This window comes from Cryptocyanus atlanticus LEGE 06306, assembly GCF_056633155.1.
On the sequence record NZ_JBSJOZ010000015.1, the window covers coordinates 1 to 15,235 of the forward strand.

Below are 15,235 nucleotides of genomic sequence, written 5' to 3' on the forward strand. Positions count from 1 at the left end.
CAGGGTGGGCCAGATTTCGTGTCGCCGGAGGACCAATTCCGGATGTCGCTTGACATCCCGCACATCTTTGAATTCTGCATAGCTTTTGCTCGCGGCATAAAGGAGATATGGACCCCGGATCTGCTGGCTACTGCTGCACTGCCTCAACATCAGGTCGTCGGTGGGAGTTGCTGTCAAGACCAATTGAATAGGGAAACCGGCCAAGTAATCAGATGCCTGGGTTCTCTGCAGGCCCCTCTCTCCCTGGTCAAGAGGAGCGAGTTCCCCAAAGCCCACCCCACAATTGAGGGAGTCTTGGCTTGATCGGGTGTCCCTGCTGCAGAGCCCCATTCAGCACCGCACCAAACTCCCCCGGGCGGAGCGCGATGTGCGGATCCTGCGCCTGCGGGCAGCGGGACAGAGCCATGGCTTCATCGCCCAGCAGCTGGGCTGCGGCGAGGCGACGGTGCAGCGAGTGGTGCGGCGCCATCTGCAGGAGCTCCAGAAGGAGATCAAGGTGCAGACGGCTTCGATCCGAGCTCAGCACCTGCTGGAGCTGCGCTGGCTACGGGAGCGGCTGGCAGGGGCGGTGGTGCGGGGAGAGGTTCAGGCGATCGGGCGCTGGATCCAGATCCAGGAGCGGGAAGCGCGGCTGCTGGGGCTGGATGTGCCGCTGCACCTAGAGGCCGCGGCCAGTGAAGCTGCCGCCAGCACGTTGCTGCAGCACCTCTCGGAGCAGCTCCCTGCAGAAGTGATGGAGCAGATCGTTGCTGTGCTGGTGGAGGACCCAAGCGATGAGCCACCGGCGTAGAACCATGCTGGCTGCGCTGCAGGCGCAGGCCCGTGAGATGGGGATCCAGCAACAGCGGCTGGAGCATCACCCGATCATGCAGGCCCAGAAGCGCCTGCTGGCTTGGGTGAAGAGCCGCCCGGATCTGCTGCCAGCAGTGCCCTGGCAGGAGCTGGACAGCTCCAGAACGCAACCTGCAGGGCGGCCGGTATTGGTTGAAGGGGATCTGTGGTTCCTGCGGATGCGGCGGAATCACTTCAGCGGGGCGTATTGGATTACACCCAACCCGACCGCGGAGCAGATCACCCGAGTGCAGCCGCTGAGCTGGTTCCCAATCCAGGGAAGTGAGAGCGAGCTGATCCACGCCTGCGGGGTCGCGAACATGGTGCAACAGGCCGCCGAGGGCCTTCCAGAAGCCTTGTCGGCAGTGCTTGAGGCGACAGGTCAGGAGGTCGCGGCCCGGTTCGTGAGGGAGCACGACGATGGGTATGACTTGTGGGGGCCTCCCATGGTGCCCGCATCCTTCCCCAGCCCGCGGACATTGCTGCGCCAGACGTTTGCTGATCCACGCTGGGAATGGGAGCTGGGTGTGCTGGAGGAACACACCGAAGGCGGGGAGCACTGGGAGCCGTGGCCGGAAGCGGTGTCCATCCCCGAGTTGGAAGGAGCAGTCCCTCAGATCGGCAGACAACTCCAGTAGGGGCGTCGTATTCGGCGCGAATGGAGTGCCTTCCTACTGGTTTCAGCGTAGGAGAAATCAGCCGGTATTTCCCTGCCCAGAAGCCTGCTCTGACTCCGTCCTGCGGTTGGAGCTGAGAGTGATTCGGCTGGGAGAGGATGAACCTCCAGGCACTGGCCGATGGGGGGTGATCCCCATGCTGGAGGTGCTGATGAACCTTGCCTACCGCTATTACACCAAGGAGGATCCCTGGGAGGACGACGATGACGGTTGTCATGGCCGCCCGGTGATCCTGGCCCGCATGGATGGAGCCCCCGGCGGAGAAGCCATCTGGAATGGTTTCCGAGGGTGCTGGGAGCCGTTCCCGGATCTGTGGCTGCGGCTGATCGGTGGCGACTGGTGGGACCGGATCGATGAAGACCGTGCACGCTGCTACTTCAAGGCTGAGGCGTTTGCGGGAGGGCCGATCCTTGAGCCCGCGCCGAGCAGCTGCTGGAGGGAATGCGAGCGGTGGGAAAGGGGGCGCAGACAGGGAAGAGGCCGATTCCTGTCGCGACACCAATTGGCGGTAATACTTAATGATGCAAAGCGCCGGACCAGTTTTCGCTGTCGCCTGACAAGCGGCGGCCTGTGGTGCAGCTCTCGTTGCCCCAGGTGGAGGACGCACGCACCCGTCCCATCTATCTCCTGCTCACCCGCGAAGGGATGCGCCCTTTTTCCGGGGATGACCCGGAGACAACCGCTCGATACTTCAGCCTGTCCGATCTCGGCTCTGCCGTGCAGCTGCAGCCCATCCCCGGACAGGTGATGAGTGTGATCGAGCTGCGTTCCTGGTTGCGGCAACACGATCCCTCGCTGCGGCACCTCACAGCCGCGATCACGCCAGACGGGGCCGGCTACTACCGGGACGTGCGCACCATCGCAGCCCAAGAAGGCTTCCGCTCGGGCTGGCTGAACCACGAAGGCGATTCTGTGGTGCTTGGAAACGCAGGGCGGAGCGGCTCGTTGGTGCAGTGAGAGAGATCGAGATTCCGAGCGCTGCCAGCCCCAACCCTGCCAACCTTCGATCGGGATTGCAAAGGTCAGAGGCTCACGAAGCCGCGAGAACGTTGTCGGATCGTAGGGGTGCTCATCACGGGTGAGGCAGTCAGTCGAGATCGACCGAGTCCAGCAATACTCTGGCACGCATCAGCCGGTCCGCGTCGATGGCCCAGGCCACGATTTGGCTGTGTTTGGCGCCCTCATCCTGCTGCATCTCCTCAACGACACCGTCGTGGAACGTCTCGAGATAGCGGACCAGTGTCAGGGCGATCTGCTGGTCCTCATAGGCACTGGTGTCGAGCTTCTCGATCAGATCGAGCACCTCCTTCACCTTGGGGCTCTGTCCGCGTTCGGGCTTCTCGGGGCGCTGGTCCTTGGACTGCATGTCGATGAGTTGCTGGGGACTGTCGGGGATGCCGGACTGCAGCGGCACTGCGAGCAAGTCCTCGGTCATCTCCGGGTGCAGGCCCTCGCTGGGGTCAACCGGCTTGCCATTGCGGAAGCGGTAGCGGAAGCTCCGGTGACCGGATTGATCTGGGGTGTGGTTCATTGCTTCCTCTCCATTGCTTCCACCAGGATCTCCGTGCTGAGCTGATTCGAGGATATTGTTCGTGCGAAACACGGAGATTGATGGCGGAACCATGATGTCTGTGTGCTCTGCCGCACCAGAAGGAAGCCGGTTCCCCTTCTGCTTCCGAGCCTTCGCTCAAGTCTGGGAGATCATGACTTGACGTTCTCACCAATGATTGATGAGGCCCACTCAATGGCCTCGGGATAATCGTCGCAATCAAGAACGAACTCCTGACCTTTGCCGACGGTGTTGAGGATCACTTCCTCACTTCGTCCCGTCGTCCAGCGCTTCGGATCGGCGTGGTATGTCAAAGGCTTGCGGCCTTCGGTGGGCATGAACCACGGCGGCAAAGACCAGATACTTCGGCTGTGCCCAGTTTTTGTTAGCTTCCGGCGTTGCGAAAACCTGGCGAATCTTCCGCCTCCAAAGCTGGCAGACTGGTAATAATCCGATTTGGCCTTGGAGATATACAGAGTATTGTGCTGATCCATGTAATGGCCTGGTTGAGCCACGTGTGGATGATCGACGATCCATGGGTGCCGCACCAAGCATTCTTCCCGATGAGTGACGACGGGAAGCCTTTCGTCAACTTCGAGCCAGCCGAAGATCAGGTGGAGATCGGGCGACTTTGCTGCATAGGTCCAGCGGCCATGCTGGCTGATCACTTCCCGAAACCAGCCAAAGAAAAGGAACAGGTCGCCATTGCCAACTCCCCGAGAGGCAAGATGGCTCTGAGCAATGCCTGTTTGCCCGAAGGCAGGTCTCCAGCCCTGCGGGCGACTGGCTTTGTTTCTGCGAAGATCGGGATCAAGATGGACGGTGCTTGAGGCGTGGAATTCCCCCTTGCTCAGATCCGAGAGAAGCTGATCAATTTCATCTGTAGATCCCAGATCGGCTTGTGCGAAAGTATGGTGATCGTGGGATGAGGGAATGGGTAGGGGCACAAGCCTTCCATCAGGAAGAATCGGGCTTGGTTTTCCTCCATAGGAAGCATCAAACCCTTTTCGTGACAGGATGATCTTCATTTCGAGGGCTTCATCTTAACGATCGGAGAAAGAGCCTAGTGCCCACATGGGGCGCATTTTGTAGAGCCCTGCCTACGGCTGGCGTGGTGAGTGCTTCCCGCGGGTTTCCCATGGATCCCTGCAGGTAACGAATGCAACCAGGCCAATACTGCATCTGTGGAGCCTCCCTCGGTGATTCGCTTATGGTTTGGGCCTGTCTTGATGATCCAGTGGTGTTGAGCTGGAATTTCAACGGCATTATCTCCGTAGTAGCAGAAATCCCGGCAGATCAGGGCATTTTCGCCACTCAGATCTCGCTGGATCGACTCGGGTCCATGAAATCTGTTGGAGTGCTGATGCCACCTGCCGCTATTGAATGAGTAAATGTTATCGCCGGAATACTCGCGGGGATCTTGGGAGGCCAGAGGCACCTTGCGGTGGAAATCCTGGCGGCGCCCATAGTCTGCCAAGGAAACCACTTCGCTCACGCGGCCAGCGTAGATGAGCTTCTTGTGAACTACAGTGGTTGACGACCCGGTTCCCACGATGTAGTCGCCGACGCTGGCTGTCTTGCGGATTTTGGGCTTGCACGTGGCCAGAGTCAGAAAGCCGCCATAGGGATTGGGGGCAAATCCCAGATCATGTCGAACGACATAGGAGAACAGGCTCATGGGGTGGCTCCTGGATGAGTGGCTATCGATTTCCATCACTGTGTCTTCCTCAGTTCGTGAATCAATCACTCATCCTGCGAAACACCAGGTGGATTGGTGTTTCGCACGAATCCATACTCCCTCGCTGGTTGGGGACGCGACGCTGCGGAGGCCATCGTTCATCAGAGCCCACGCCATGAGCCGTGAATCCGACCCCTTCCGCATCCCCCGCGCCGGCTGGGAGGCGGCCCCGACCGCCGGTGTGGCCTCGATCGACGTGAATGCCAACGGTGGAGCCTTCAATGGCGGGGAGTTCGTGGCCGAATCGACCATCGGCGGCGTGGTGGTCTACGCGATCTACCAGGCTCTGCTCACTGCCCTGCGCACCGAGGCCCTGCGCCAGAGGGGCGAGATCGACCGCGCCACCCAGGTGCGCACCATTGCCATGACGGTGTGGGAGTCCGCCAAGCAGGGGGCGGTGGTGAGCGTGGTGCTGGGGGTTGTACTGCTGGTGTTCCCCTGGCTGGGCCTGCCGCTGACGCTGTTCGGTTTCGTGGGGATGGGCAAGGCCTCGATGGATACGTTCCATGCCTTCTGGGACGGCCTGGGTGAGGTGCAGCGGGCGGAGCTGCTGGCAGCGTCCTACGAGGCGGGCGTCAACCTGCGCCGCTTTCTCGGTGGTGAGGAAGGAACGCAGCCGGCATGAGACCGCCATGGCGCAGCGGCGCATGGGGTGCGCTCATCGGTCGGCTCGGGGACGGGCTGGCCGATCCCGCCGCGATCGCGGTCCTGCAGGAACGGCTGGCCCGCCACGGCGCGGAGATCAGCGGCCAGCTGCCGGAGCTGCTGCTGCGGGCCCCCGATCCCCAGGCGGCGGTGCGCAGCTGGCTGGCGGACAAGGACCTCAGCCACTGGATCCCCCAGGCGGAGGGCGGAACTGCTGCGCAGGGATGGCAGTTCGAGACGGCGAGCTGGAACCGCGCCCGTGGTGCCGAAGGGATGGAGGATTGGGAGATCGGCCGCGCCCATCTCGATGGCGGCCTCGATGCGCTCGCCGCCGAGGGGATGCCGCAGGCGCTGGTGATCGAAAGCCTCGAGGCGGCGCTGCTGGCGGCGGGGCTGAGCCTGGGGCTGGCGCTGCTGCAGAGCCGCCGGAGGTGGAGCACAGCTGATCCGGCTGAACGGCGGCAGTTGCTGCAGGAGGCCCTGGCGGCCACTGGCCTGGGGGCCTTGAGCGGGGCGACCCTGTCACTGGTGCTGAGCGTGGCGCTGGCGCTGGTACCCGGTGGGCAGGTGCTGCTGGTGGGGTTGACGGTGATGGGCCTGAGCCGTTCGCTGCCAGGCCCCGGCGACGATCCCTTCCTGATTGTTCGGAGATAGCTCAGGGATCAGCACCAAGAAGCGTTGATCTCAGCGGCCACCCCAGAAACCCTTCCAGAGGGAGATGAGCAGATCACCGAGATCAGATGGCCCTTTGCCCGAGCCCCGGGGGCTCTGCTCGCGGGGGGCTCGGATCGACACGGCTGCCGAGCGCATCACCGACGGCATCGGGGCGGCTGCACGAGCAGGAGGCTGGCTCCAGCGGATGTGGTGGTGGAACTGCTCCCAGCTGCCGGAACGGACAGGCATGGGCGATCAGGCGAAGGACCGCTTCACTGTCCTGCTTGTCGGGCCGATTCATCCTGTTCCTCGTGCGAAGGACGAGGTTCAGGCCATCAGGGCCGCGAGGCGGAGCTGCCTCGTCCAGATTCGAAAAATGTTCTGATTCTCCGCGCTGTAGATCCAGGCGATCCGCTCCGGTGTCTCGAAGCGGTTCTGGGCCACGTGGGGCCGGTTGGGATCCAGCTCGGCCAGAAGAATGGAGGCACCCCGCTGCTGGAGCAGCTCCTGCAGCATCCGCAGGCCCCGAGCACAGTCGCGGTAACTGGCCTGATCACTGGCGAGCACGAGCGTTCCCGGGGCGAGGGCATCAAGGCGCATCGCCAAGCCCTGCTGGAGCTTCTCGGCATCAAGGCCCACCAGCTCGTTGAGGCAGTTCATGGTGGTGAACACCTGGGCGCACCGCAGCGCCTGATGTTCCCGAGCTGGCAGCTTGGGCTGAAACAGATCGATGGCCACACCGCCGATCCGCACTTCTGGATGCTCGGGATAGTCGTCAATGATGCGGGTGGTGATGGGCCAGCAGTCGGCCCAGGCTTCGGCATGAAGATCCAGCACGGTGGCCTGGAGGTATTGCCCCCCCGCCTGCTGGTGAAGCGTTGCCAGGGCAATCGCTTCTGGGCAGGGTCCACCGCACAGGGCCGCGAGCTTCAGCTCCGGCAGTGCGAGCACGTCTGCGGCGGCGGTGCCTTCCAGATCCCTCAGCAGATCGCCGAGCTGCAGGGTGTAGTGCCCCAGATAGCGAAACAGGTAGGCCGCTCTGAGGATGGGTTTGGCATAGGGCTCAGCCGCCACGGGTGCCGAGGTGGCGTAGTTCCCCCGCAGACGGATATCGGCATCGCGCAGACGGAGAAGGAAGTCGCGCTCGCTTTCTCCTGGGTAGGAAAAGGTGTCGATGACCTCGGGAATCAGCCGGTCATACATGGCGGATCGCCTCCGGGCGAATGACGCGAAAGGTGAGGTTGATGCGTTCCTGTTGCACCCGAAGGCGCTGGGGCACCTGGTGCAGCCAGTGCTCCTGGGTGGGGGGATCCATCACCAGGAGATCGCCGTGGCCCAGCTCATAGACCAGCGGATCGCCGGCATGGGCCTCGGGGTCCTTCGGCTTGAGCCGAAAGCTGCGCGCGGCACCCAGGCTGAGGGAGGCGATGGGAGATGCCGGATCGAGTTCCCGTTCATCATCGGCGTGCCAGTCGAGCTTGTCGCGACCATCGCGGTAGCGATTGAGCAGTAAGGAGTTGAAGCTGCAGCCCACCTCTTGCTGCACCCGCTCGCGCAGTTGCTGGAGCGGGGGAGACCAGGGCTCGATGGTGTTGGCCACGCCGCTGTAGGTGTAGGTACAGCCGGGATCCCCAACCCAGCAGGTGTGGCGCGGGATGGGATGGGTGCGGCCGAAGAGGGTGATCCAATCCTGTTTCCAGGCCACCTCACGCCGCAAGCGCTCCATCAAGCCATCGGCCTCGGCTCCGACCCAGCCGGGCCAAAAGCGCAGGGCAAGGCCAGGTAACGCCTGAAGCTGCGGAGCATCGCAGGGAGAGGGATCAAAGAAGCCGAGCTGGTCGGTCATCGGAGCAAACAAGCAGGCGGGAACCTCTGCTCTCCACGCTCCCACTCGTGACGATCCGGTGGGCCATCTTCGTGCGAATCACGAGCCATGGTCAACTTCTGTAAGGCCCATCTCTACCAAGCTGCTAGGGAGCTGCTCGAGGGGAACCAGTTCTCCTCGCCGCTGATCGAGAATGGAACTCAGAAACCCACCCAACATGTCATCGAGTCGCTGACATTCAGTGTAGGTGACGGGCTGAACTCCAACGTCATCGACGGTCGCAAGTCCAAGGCCGGTGGCCATCGTTTTGATTCCGCCGGTGTAGTCCACCCAGATCCGAGCTCCAGGCTCCTCACGTCGCAGCCGTTGAAGGAGATTGCGGCAGCACTCGTAGACGGCGTGCAACTGGTCGATCTCCCCTGCTGGTGAGTCGGTGCCGGCAGCGGACTGGCTGAGCACGAGTACATCACGTGTCGGCTCAAAGCCCATGACCCGCACCTTGCTGAGGATCTGATCCACCAGTGGCCGGGTGCCCTGCGAGCAGACAAACACCGTCCGGCGTGGCCGGAGGCGCGAGATGCACTGCTCCAGGGGGTCGGTGGTGGTGCCCAAGCTGAGCACGAGGATGTCGGTCATGAAGTCTGGCCGAGAAGGAAGCGGGCAGCGGGCCCATCGAGCAAGGTGGCTCCGGGCAGCTGGTGGGGCGGTGAACCCTGCGTGCAGCCGACCTCAGAGAGTGCCCTGGTCACCAGGTTGGTGACCCTTTGCTGCAGAGCCTGCCACTCCCCTTCCTGCACCGGCCGCAGACCGTGGCCGAGCAGGGACTGGTTGCGTGCTCCCAGAAGCTCGCGCAGCTGAAACCACTGGCTACCGGCCGCACCACCCAGGCCTGTACTCCCCTCGGTCTGCCGCAACCACCAGTAGAGACCACCCACGCCGCGTTTCACATTCCATTGCCTGCAATCACGCTGGATCTGCTCGTCATCCCAGAAGGCGTGATGGTCGTAGCCCTTCTCCAGCTGGATGTAGGTCTGGGCGAGCAGTTCGAGGGTCCGGTAGAGACGTGCCACAGCATCGTCGTACCAACCCCGGCAGCCCCGGCGTTCGGCGTTGAGCAACAGGTCCTGCACGAGTTCGTAGCCGGTGACGGTCACCGCTGGTTCCGCCTGATCCAGCCAGCGACGGGACTCCACCACCCGCTGCCACCAATCGATGAGGGCTGGGAACTGTTCCGGCAGGATGGTGCCGGCAGCCTGCTCCAGGGCCTCCTCCCAGCGAAAGCGATCCCAGAGCATCAGCACCGGCAGGCATTCCTCCAGCTGCTGAATCGCCTCCAGACTCGGTGTGTCGAGGCTGTTCTGATGGAGGGTGAGCAGTTCATGCAGGGCCACTGCAGCCCGGTCGTAGAAATGGGATCGCAGCAGCAGTGGCAGTTGCTCCTGTAGCAGACGCGTCGCCCGGAGGGGACCGACGGCAATGGAGCGGCTGCCCTCACTGGACTCAATACGGATCAGGTTGCTGCGCTGGCCCGCCACCAGGCTGATGCCGGCGCCCTGGTCCACCAGCACCATGGCCAGGGCCGCACTCATAGTCTTGGTCCCACCGCTGTAGTCGCCGCACAGCTCAAGCCGGCTGAAGCGCTGCTTGAGCGCCTGGCAACAGCTTTGGATGCGGCGATGGCAGTCCACCAAGTCGTCGGGATCCGGCAGCTCCACGAGTTGCAGATCGGGCCGGAAATCGGCAAGGCCTAGTTGGTTGACAAGATTGGGCCGCCATTCCTGCTGACCATCCGGGCCTGAATGCAAACAGGGCATCCCCTCACCGATCACCTGGTCGACGCTTGGCGCCTCACAGGGGGGGGCGCTGCAGATGAAGATCAACTCATCGGGCTGGTGGGCCTCCACTGCAGCCAGGATCGGATCGGGGCTGCCGCCAACGGTGACAAGCAACACGTGGGTCATCGGGTCAGATGGAGAGCATCACGTCCAGTACCTTTCTTGTAGGCGCCACGGACTACGAGCAGGTTGGGGTCCCCCGCGCCGTGTTCACCAGAGCCGGACTGAGCACCTCAAAAACCCGCTGCCGGGCGTCATCGGCGATCGCCTTGGCGAGTACGGACAGCAGTAAGGAGCTGCCATAGCGGTCCCGTAGCTTGCACGAAGAGCTGATGAACACCTGCACCGGAGCAAAGATCGTGACGACGGTAAAGATGGGTTGTGTGGCACCCGATTGATCTGCCAACCCGTTACTGCACGTCAACACGATGATTCAAGTGTGTGCTTTCTAGGCCGATTTCCCTGGAGTTGTCGCCATTTTGAGGCGAACTACGAAGTATTGAAGGATTGACGGGTTTGCAGGCCAGGTCCCCGTTCTTCGCACGAAGTGGAGACTCATCGCACCTGGTGTCGTCGAAGCTCGAAAGAACCCCGCACCACGGCTCGAGCGATGACCGATTCCTCTCAACGCCCTGCATTGATGGTTCATGGCCTGATCAGCCTGGTCAATGGGGCGATCACCCTGGTTCTGCTGCTGATCGCACCACTGGGGCTGGCTGCAGTGATCACGTTGACCCTGCTGGTCACGGCAAGCACCTTCCTCACCGGCCTTGGTGGTGTGGTGTTGCAGCGTTGGCTGGAGGGCGCCCAGCGTCAGCGGGGCAGGCCTCCAGCCAGCGCCTCGCCCGCGCGGAGCCTTAATCCGACAACCTGGCGTCTGCCCAAGCGCTGATGCGCAGCCTCTACCTGCTCCGTTCCTATGGAACGGCCGGCATCGATGGCGAGCAGCTGGTGGTGCGCTGCCGGGGGGAGGAGATCGAACGGGTGCGGCTGCCCCTGCTGGACCAGATCCTGGTGATGGGCAACCTGCAGCTGAGCACTCCTTTGATCCGGGCCTGCCTGCAGCGGGGAATCCCAATCGCCTACCTGAGCCGCCATGGCTGGTGCCACGGCCGTGTTCAGCCGGTGGAGGGAGGATTCCGGCACCGAGGGCGCCACCAGCTGATGCTGGGGGAAGCCGACCGGCTGGCCGCCGCCTCGAGCCTGATCGCCGGAAAGATCTCCAATGGCCGGGTGCTGCTGCTGCGGCTCACCCGCCGCGACCGGCGGGAGCTGGTGGCGACCACGATTAAGCGGCTCAACTGGCACGGGCAGCAGGTGCGCCTGGCTCGATCGGCCGATCGCATCCGGGGGTTGGAGGGAAATGCCGCCGCCGACTACTTCATGGCACTGGGCCGCTTGCTGGAGGGGGATGGTTTTGCCTTCCTCGGACGCCACCGCAGGCCACCCACCACGCCCTTCGATGCCCTCTGCGGATTCGGCTATGCCGTTCTCTGGAATGGTCTGCTCACCCGCATCGAACTGCAGGGTCTGGACCCCTATGAAGGGGTGCTGCATGTGGGTTCGGCGCGGCATGCCGCGTTGGTGTCGGATCTGATCGAACCGCTGCGCACCCTGTTGGTGGATCCATTCAATGTGTGGTTGATCCGCATCCGACGCATCCGGGCCGATCAGGGGTTTGAGGCCCGTAATGGCGGCATCTTTCTTGATGAAGCCACGCGCCGCCTGTGGTTGAAAACCTGGTCGAGCTACATGGCTGAGCGGGTGACATTGGCCGATAGCCGGCATGGGCCACGCTGGGAACTTGTCGACGGGCTGGTGCGGGCCTTTGTTCGTTTTGTATATGCCCCTGTGGATGGATTGGTGGTTCCCCAGCGGCGTTGAGTCATGGCTCGTGAACAACTCTGGGTGATCGCCTATGACAGCCCCAGCAACAAGCGCCGCCGCAAACTTGCCAAGCTGCTGGAGGGCTATGGCGTGCGGGTGCAGTGGAGCGTGTTCGAGTGCATGCTGCGAAAGGAGGAGATCACCGTGCTGCGGCAGCGCCTGACCCGGCTGATTCAGGTCGAGCTCGACAGCGTTCGCCTCTGGCCGGTGCCGGAAGCGAGCTCCGCGCGGATTGTGCACCTGGGCAAAGCCGTTGACAGCACAGACTGGGACGATCCGGTGATCTGAGCGCGCACCACTCGCTACGCCCAGATCCCAGTGATGGCTTTGCGTAGCGCTCAGCTTTGCCGTGCAACGGTTTTGAAGGTATTCAGCAGCGATGGGTCGTGTCTCTTCTGGTCCCTACCATCACCACCGCCCACACCGAAATTGTCCGCAGCGTCACCACTCGCTGGTGACCCCTCTTGATTGGAAACTTCGTGGGCCGCGGCAGCTCAACCCCGCCTTCGACGAGTCCATTGCCTCTACCGCCGAAAGGCCTGCAGGAGGCTCGATGAGAGCAGGGAGCGCTGGCAGAGAAGGGGGCGGTGCAGCCTCCACAGTAGAACGAAGGGCAGGGTCATCGATTTCGCCCGTTCGGGCGAAAGTGCTGCTGCGCGGCGAACACTTGGATCAGTCAGATTCCATGGGCACCAGTTTGCCGGCCCCGAAATGGCGCCCCCAGCCCACGGCGAGCAGCGGCATGGGCTGCTCCGCTTCCAGTTCGGCGTGGTAGCCGAGGGTGGAGGCCGCACGGCGATCACCGCGCCAGGCGACCAGGTTCCTTTCTGCCGCTTCCCAGGTGCGGGCGCTGAGGCGGCCGAGCCGCGGGTGTTCGATGCAAGCCCTGTCTTCGGTGCCTTCGAGCGCATGGGCTTCGAGGTTGATCTTGCCCTGCTCACCGAGCCCCCACAGCAACGACTGGATCGCCTGGATGGCTGGTGAGCGCTGCGGCCTGCCGGCCCGTGGCGTGGTGTAAAGCAGCATGGGGGTGGCGGTGCGAGCGCGTCGTGCACGGGCGATTGGCATGGCATTGAGCTGCATCAAGCGCAGAGGCACCTGCATCCCCCTAGGCCCGAAGAGAACCTGCAGACCCGTGAGTCCATCCAGCTCATCGTCGTCAAACGGCTGGGGGCTGAGCACCTCCAGGAACGCGATCCTTTCCTGGCTGGCTTCCCAGCGGTACCAGGCGCGCTGATCCTCCGGCAACGGTCTGCCGCTGATGAGGCCGGCAAACAGCGGAGAGCCAGGAGCCCGCTGTAGCAGGGCCCGATGCAGCCGATCCGTCCAGGCGATCCCGGCAGAGGACGGCAGGGCCACGGTTGTCTCCACGCCGTACAGCGCGCGGTTAGCCAGTTCCATGGCTGAGGAACCGGCCCGGGGGAGCCGGCGGGTTGGCGTGTAGCGATAGCGAACCGAGCGTTCCCCCAGCCCAGCAGGGTGTCCCGGGACACCGGTAGTGCCCGGTTCGGCCCAGCAGAGCAGCTGAAGGGTTCCATCCGGAGCGGGCATGCAATTGGGATCAGGCATGGAGGGGACCACCTGCCAGAGCGCCGTGTCCTGCGGCCGCCCCAGACAGCACAGTTCGGCCAGGCCGGCCGTCAGATGTCTCTCCTGTTCGGCCGAGAGATCCACAGGCCAAGTCACATGTAATGCCGCTCCAGAGCCGAGCTGGAGCTGGGAAGCGGAAGGCGCAGATCCAGAGGATCGCCTCAGGGCGTGCCGGGTGTCGACCTGGCCGTAGGGGAGGTGATAGTGCGGCGGTTGCGCTGCCAGCAGGCCAACCACCTCATCGAGCCCAGCACTGACCTGCGACAGGGCCTGCAGCAGAAACAAGGGGGGAGGGGGGTAGTGCTCCCGGCCACAGGAGCCGCTGAGCAAGGTGATCCTGATCGTGGTGGCCATCAGAGGTCCAATCGGGGCTGGCCTGCCGCCGAGCATGGCTGGTCGGGAGCGATGCAGCAACAGAGCGCGCAGCCCGAAAATCCCACAAAAGCCGCATTCCAGCGTGGAGCTGCGCGCTGCACTGCAGCGCAGGGGATCTCGGCGACCTAGACCCTGTTGCGGGGGAGGTTGGCAGGGTCCATAGTGGGGGTGCGCGCAAATAGCCTGCAAACTCCTTGGACCGGACGGCTTCTCAAGGCCAAAGTTCCGGATGACTCGCTCATCCGGGGAAGTTGAAACTAGACGGGGGCCTGGGGGATGGGGCGAGAGCGGCCTGTTCCGGATGACTCGCTCATCCGGGGAAGTTGAAACGCGAATGAATACTTTGAGCGCACGGGCGGGTAACGTTCCGGATGACTCGCTCATCCGGGGAAGTTGAAACGGGGGTGGGCCCCCCGTGCGATGACGGGAGGCCTGGTTCCGGATGACTCGCTCATCCGGGGAAGTTGAAACCCCCTCGTGTGGGACGGAGGTAGGCCAGGGTGATCGGTTCCGGATGACTCGCTCATCCGGGGAAGTTGAAACCTGGAGTTGCTCGTAGAGGGTGAGGGGGTTGAGTCCGATCTGCTGGTTCCGGATGACTCGCTCATCCGGGGAAGTTGAAACTCAACAGGGGGAACAGTGGGTTTAGCCACTTGTCGATTTGTTCCGGATGACTCGCTCATCCGGGGAAGTTGAAACCACTCTTGACCCCACCCCCCCATGACCCAACCCATCCAGGTTCCGGATGACTCGCTCATCCGGGGAAGTTGAAACTGGCCCAGCACACCGAGGCTCCCCATCAACGGGGAGCCTCGTTCCGGATGACTCGCTCATCCGGGGAAGTTGAAACCTTGGTCTGGGCCAGACCATCAACGACACCCCACCCACGTTCCGGATGACTCGCTCATCCGGGGAAGTTGAAACAGGACGTTGATCTGCATCGCCACATCTACAACCTCGCCCTGTTCCGGATGACTCGCTCATCCGGGGAAGTTGAAACGCTTTGGCTGAGGTCTTCTTCAGTCGGAAGCTCCTCGGTTCCGGATGACTCGCTCATCCGGGGAAGTTGAAACGAGCTGGGGTGATCTGGTAATGATCGCCCAGGTCTGGTTCCGGATGACTCGCTCATCCGGGGAAGTTGAAACTGTAAGCCAGTTTTGAAGTGTTCTCGGGCTGGATGGGTTCCGGATGACTCGCTCATCCGGGGAAGTTGAAACTCCCCGGCCCTTTGGCTGAGGTCTTCCTCGCTCGGAACCTCGTTCCGGATGACTCGCTCATCCGGGGAAGTTGAAACGTGATGTAGTCTTCCTGCTCGTTAGTGATCATGGCTTTGTTCCGGATGACTCGCTCATCCGGGGAAGTTGAAACTGGATCCACGCTTGGAGATGGCCATGACGAGGAGCCCCGTTCCGGATGACTCGCTCATCCGGGGAAGTTGAAACGCGGAGTCAATGGCCGCGGCGACCATCTGGGATTCTTGTTCCGGATGACTCGCTCATCCGGGGAAGTTGAAACGGTGTACCCCTCTGGCGCGCAGGAGGCGGCCTCCAGCTCCGTTCCGGATGACTCGCTCATCCGGGGAAGTTGAAACTGCCCACCCCCGCCTTTTGCTGCTCCTCGGTGGCAGCG

General features: G+C 62.9%; 18 protein-coding genes and 1 CRISPR repeat array (1 of these 19 cut by a window edge). Of the genes, 9 read left to right on the forward strand and 9 right to left on the reverse strand.

The genetic code is table 11. The annotated features are described in order from the left end of the window. The 4 genes from ACWJI7_RS12600 to ACWJI7_RS12615 form a co-directional block, all read left to right on the forward strand. The coding region (locus ACWJI7_RS12600; RefSeq protein WP_479938357.1) for a hypothetical protein at nucleotides 1-303 on the forward strand (303 nt) is incomplete at its 5' end. 4 nt (nucleotides 304-307) lie between these two features. Next, a complete protein-coding gene (locus ACWJI7_RS12605; RefSeq protein ID WP_479938359.1) occupies nucleotides 308-790 on the forward strand; it encodes a hypothetical protein in 483 nt (160 codons plus the stop codon). A 4-nt stretch (nucleotides 791-794) separates the two neighbouring features. Then, nucleotides 795-1,469: a hypothetical protein gene (locus ACWJI7_RS12610; protein ID WP_479938361.1), complete on the forward strand. Its 675-nt coding sequence runs from the start codon at nucleotides 795-797 to the stop codon at nucleotides 1,467-1,469. Nucleotides 1,470-2,102: 633 nt separating this feature from the next. Further along, nucleotides 2,103-2,465, forward strand: coding sequence for a hypothetical protein (locus ACWJI7_RS12615; RefSeq protein ID WP_479938363.1), 363 nt, complete (start codon nucleotides 2,103-2,105; stop codon nucleotides 2,463-2,465). 130 nt (nucleotides 2,466-2,595) lie between these two features. Here the strand turns inward: ACWJI7_RS12615 and ACWJI7_RS12620 are convergent, their stop codons facing one another. The 3 genes from ACWJI7_RS12620 to ACWJI7_RS12630 form a co-directional block, all read right to left on the reverse strand. Then, on the reverse strand, nucleotides 2,596-3,111 hold the full coding sequence (locus tag ACWJI7_RS12620; RefSeq protein ID WP_479938365.1) for a hypothetical protein: 516 nt from the start codon (nucleotides 3,109-3,111) through the stop codon (nucleotides 2,596-2,598). 98 nt (nucleotides 3,112-3,209) lie between these two features. Then, nucleotides 3,210-4,085, reverse strand: coding sequence for an Nmad3 family putative nucleotide modification protein (locus ACWJI7_RS12625; RefSeq protein ID WP_479938367.1), 876 nt, complete (start codon nucleotides 4,083-4,085; stop codon nucleotides 3,210-3,212). Between the two features lie 35 nt (nucleotides 4,086-4,120). Further along, complete coding sequence (locus tag ACWJI7_RS12630; RefSeq protein WP_479938369.1) at nucleotides 4,121-4,735, reverse strand: Nmad2 family putative nucleotide modification protein; 615 nt, start codon at nucleotides 4,733-4,735, stop codon at nucleotides 4,121-4,123. 175 nt (nucleotides 4,736-4,910) lie between these two features. Between ACWJI7_RS12630 and ACWJI7_RS12635 the strand changes: the two genes are divergently transcribed. Then, nucleotides 4,911-5,420, forward strand: a complete 510-nt coding sequence (locus ACWJI7_RS12635) for a hypothetical protein (protein WP_479938371.1) — start codon at nucleotides 4,911-4,913, stop codon at nucleotides 5,418-5,420. Continuing rightward, nucleotides 5,417-6,094, forward strand: coding sequence for a hypothetical protein (locus tag ACWJI7_RS12640; protein WP_479938373.1), 678 nt, complete (start codon nucleotides 5,417-5,419; stop codon nucleotides 6,092-6,094). Before ACWJI7_RS12635 ends, ACWJI7_RS12640 begins: the two co-directional genes overlap by 4 nt. Before the next feature lie 327 nt (nucleotides 6,095-6,421). Here ACWJI7_RS12640 and ACWJI7_RS12645 read toward each other — a convergent pair whose 3' ends face one another. The 5 genes from ACWJI7_RS12645 to ACWJI7_RS12665 form a co-directional block, all read right to left on the reverse strand. Then, nucleotides 6,422-7,297 (reverse strand): hypothetical protein, encoded by an 876-nt coding sequence (locus ACWJI7_RS12645; protein ID WP_479938375.1) that lies wholly within the window; start codon nucleotides 7,295-7,297, stop codon nucleotides 6,422-6,424. Beyond that, a complete protein-coding gene (locus ACWJI7_RS12650) occupies nucleotides 7,290-7,940 on the reverse strand; it encodes an alpha-ketoglutarate-dependent dioxygenase AlkB family protein (RefSeq protein WP_479938376.1) in 651 nt (216 codons plus the stop codon). Before ACWJI7_RS12650 ends, ACWJI7_RS12645 begins: the two co-directional genes overlap by 8 nt. 78 nt (nucleotides 7,941-8,018) lie before the next feature. Then, nucleotides 8,019-8,555 carry a hypothetical protein gene (locus tag ACWJI7_RS12655; RefSeq protein WP_479938378.1) on the reverse strand — a complete coding sequence of 179 codons (537 nt, stop codon included), beginning with the start codon at nucleotides 8,553-8,555 and terminating at the stop codon, nucleotides 8,019-8,021. After that, complete coding sequence (locus ACWJI7_RS12660; protein ID WP_479938379.1) at nucleotides 8,552-9,868, reverse strand: TIGR02710 family CRISPR-associated CARF protein; 1,317 nt, start codon at nucleotides 9,866-9,868, stop codon at nucleotides 8,552-8,554. Before ACWJI7_RS12660 ends, ACWJI7_RS12655 begins: the two co-directional genes overlap by 4 nt. Nucleotides 9,869-9,932: 64 nt before the next feature. Continuing rightward, nucleotides 9,933-10,181: a type III-B CRISPR-associated protein Cas10/Cmr2 gene (locus ACWJI7_RS12665; RefSeq protein WP_479938380.1), complete on the reverse strand. Its 249-nt coding sequence runs from the start codon at nucleotides 10,179-10,181 to the stop codon at nucleotides 9,933-9,935. 183 nt (nucleotides 10,182-10,364) lie between these two features. Here ACWJI7_RS12665 and csx18 point away from each other — a divergent pair, with 183 nt between their 5' ends. The 3 genes from csx18 to cas2 are packed head-to-tail and all read left to right on the forward strand — an operon-like array spanning nucleotide 10,365 to nucleotide 11,929. Beyond that, nucleotides 10,365-10,646: a CRISPR-associated protein Csx18 gene (csx18, locus tag ACWJI7_RS12670; RefSeq protein ID WP_479938382.1), complete on the forward strand. Its 282-nt coding sequence runs from the start codon at nucleotides 10,365-10,367 to the stop codon at nucleotides 10,644-10,646. Then, complete coding sequence (gene cas1, locus ACWJI7_RS12675) at nucleotides 10,646-11,638, forward strand: CRISPR-associated endonuclease Cas1 (protein ID WP_479938384.1); 993 nt, start codon at nucleotides 10,646-10,648, stop codon at nucleotides 11,636-11,638. The genes csx18 and cas1 overlap by 1 nt, the downstream gene beginning before the upstream one ends. Nucleotides 11,639-11,641: 3 nt before the next feature. Continuing rightward, complete coding sequence (gene cas2 / locus ACWJI7_RS12680; RefSeq protein WP_479938386.1) at nucleotides 11,642-11,929, forward strand: CRISPR-associated endonuclease Cas2; 288 nt, start codon at nucleotides 11,642-11,644, stop codon at nucleotides 11,927-11,929. 384 nt (nucleotides 11,930-12,313) lie between these two features. Here the strand turns inward: cas2 and ACWJI7_RS12685 are convergent, their stop codons facing one another. Continuing rightward, the gene (locus ACWJI7_RS12685) at nucleotides 12,314-13,585 is read right to left on the reverse strand and encodes a hypothetical protein (protein WP_479938388.1); all 1,272 of its coding nucleotides are present in this window, start codon (nucleotides 13,583-13,585) and stop codon (nucleotides 12,314-12,316) included. Between the two features lie 243 nt (nucleotides 13,586-13,828). Beyond that, a CRISPR array of direct repeats spans nucleotides 13,829-15,235; the repeat unit is 36 nt; unit sequence GTTCCGGATGACTCGCTCATCCGGGGAAGTTGAAAC; it runs 3,458 nt beyond the window's last position.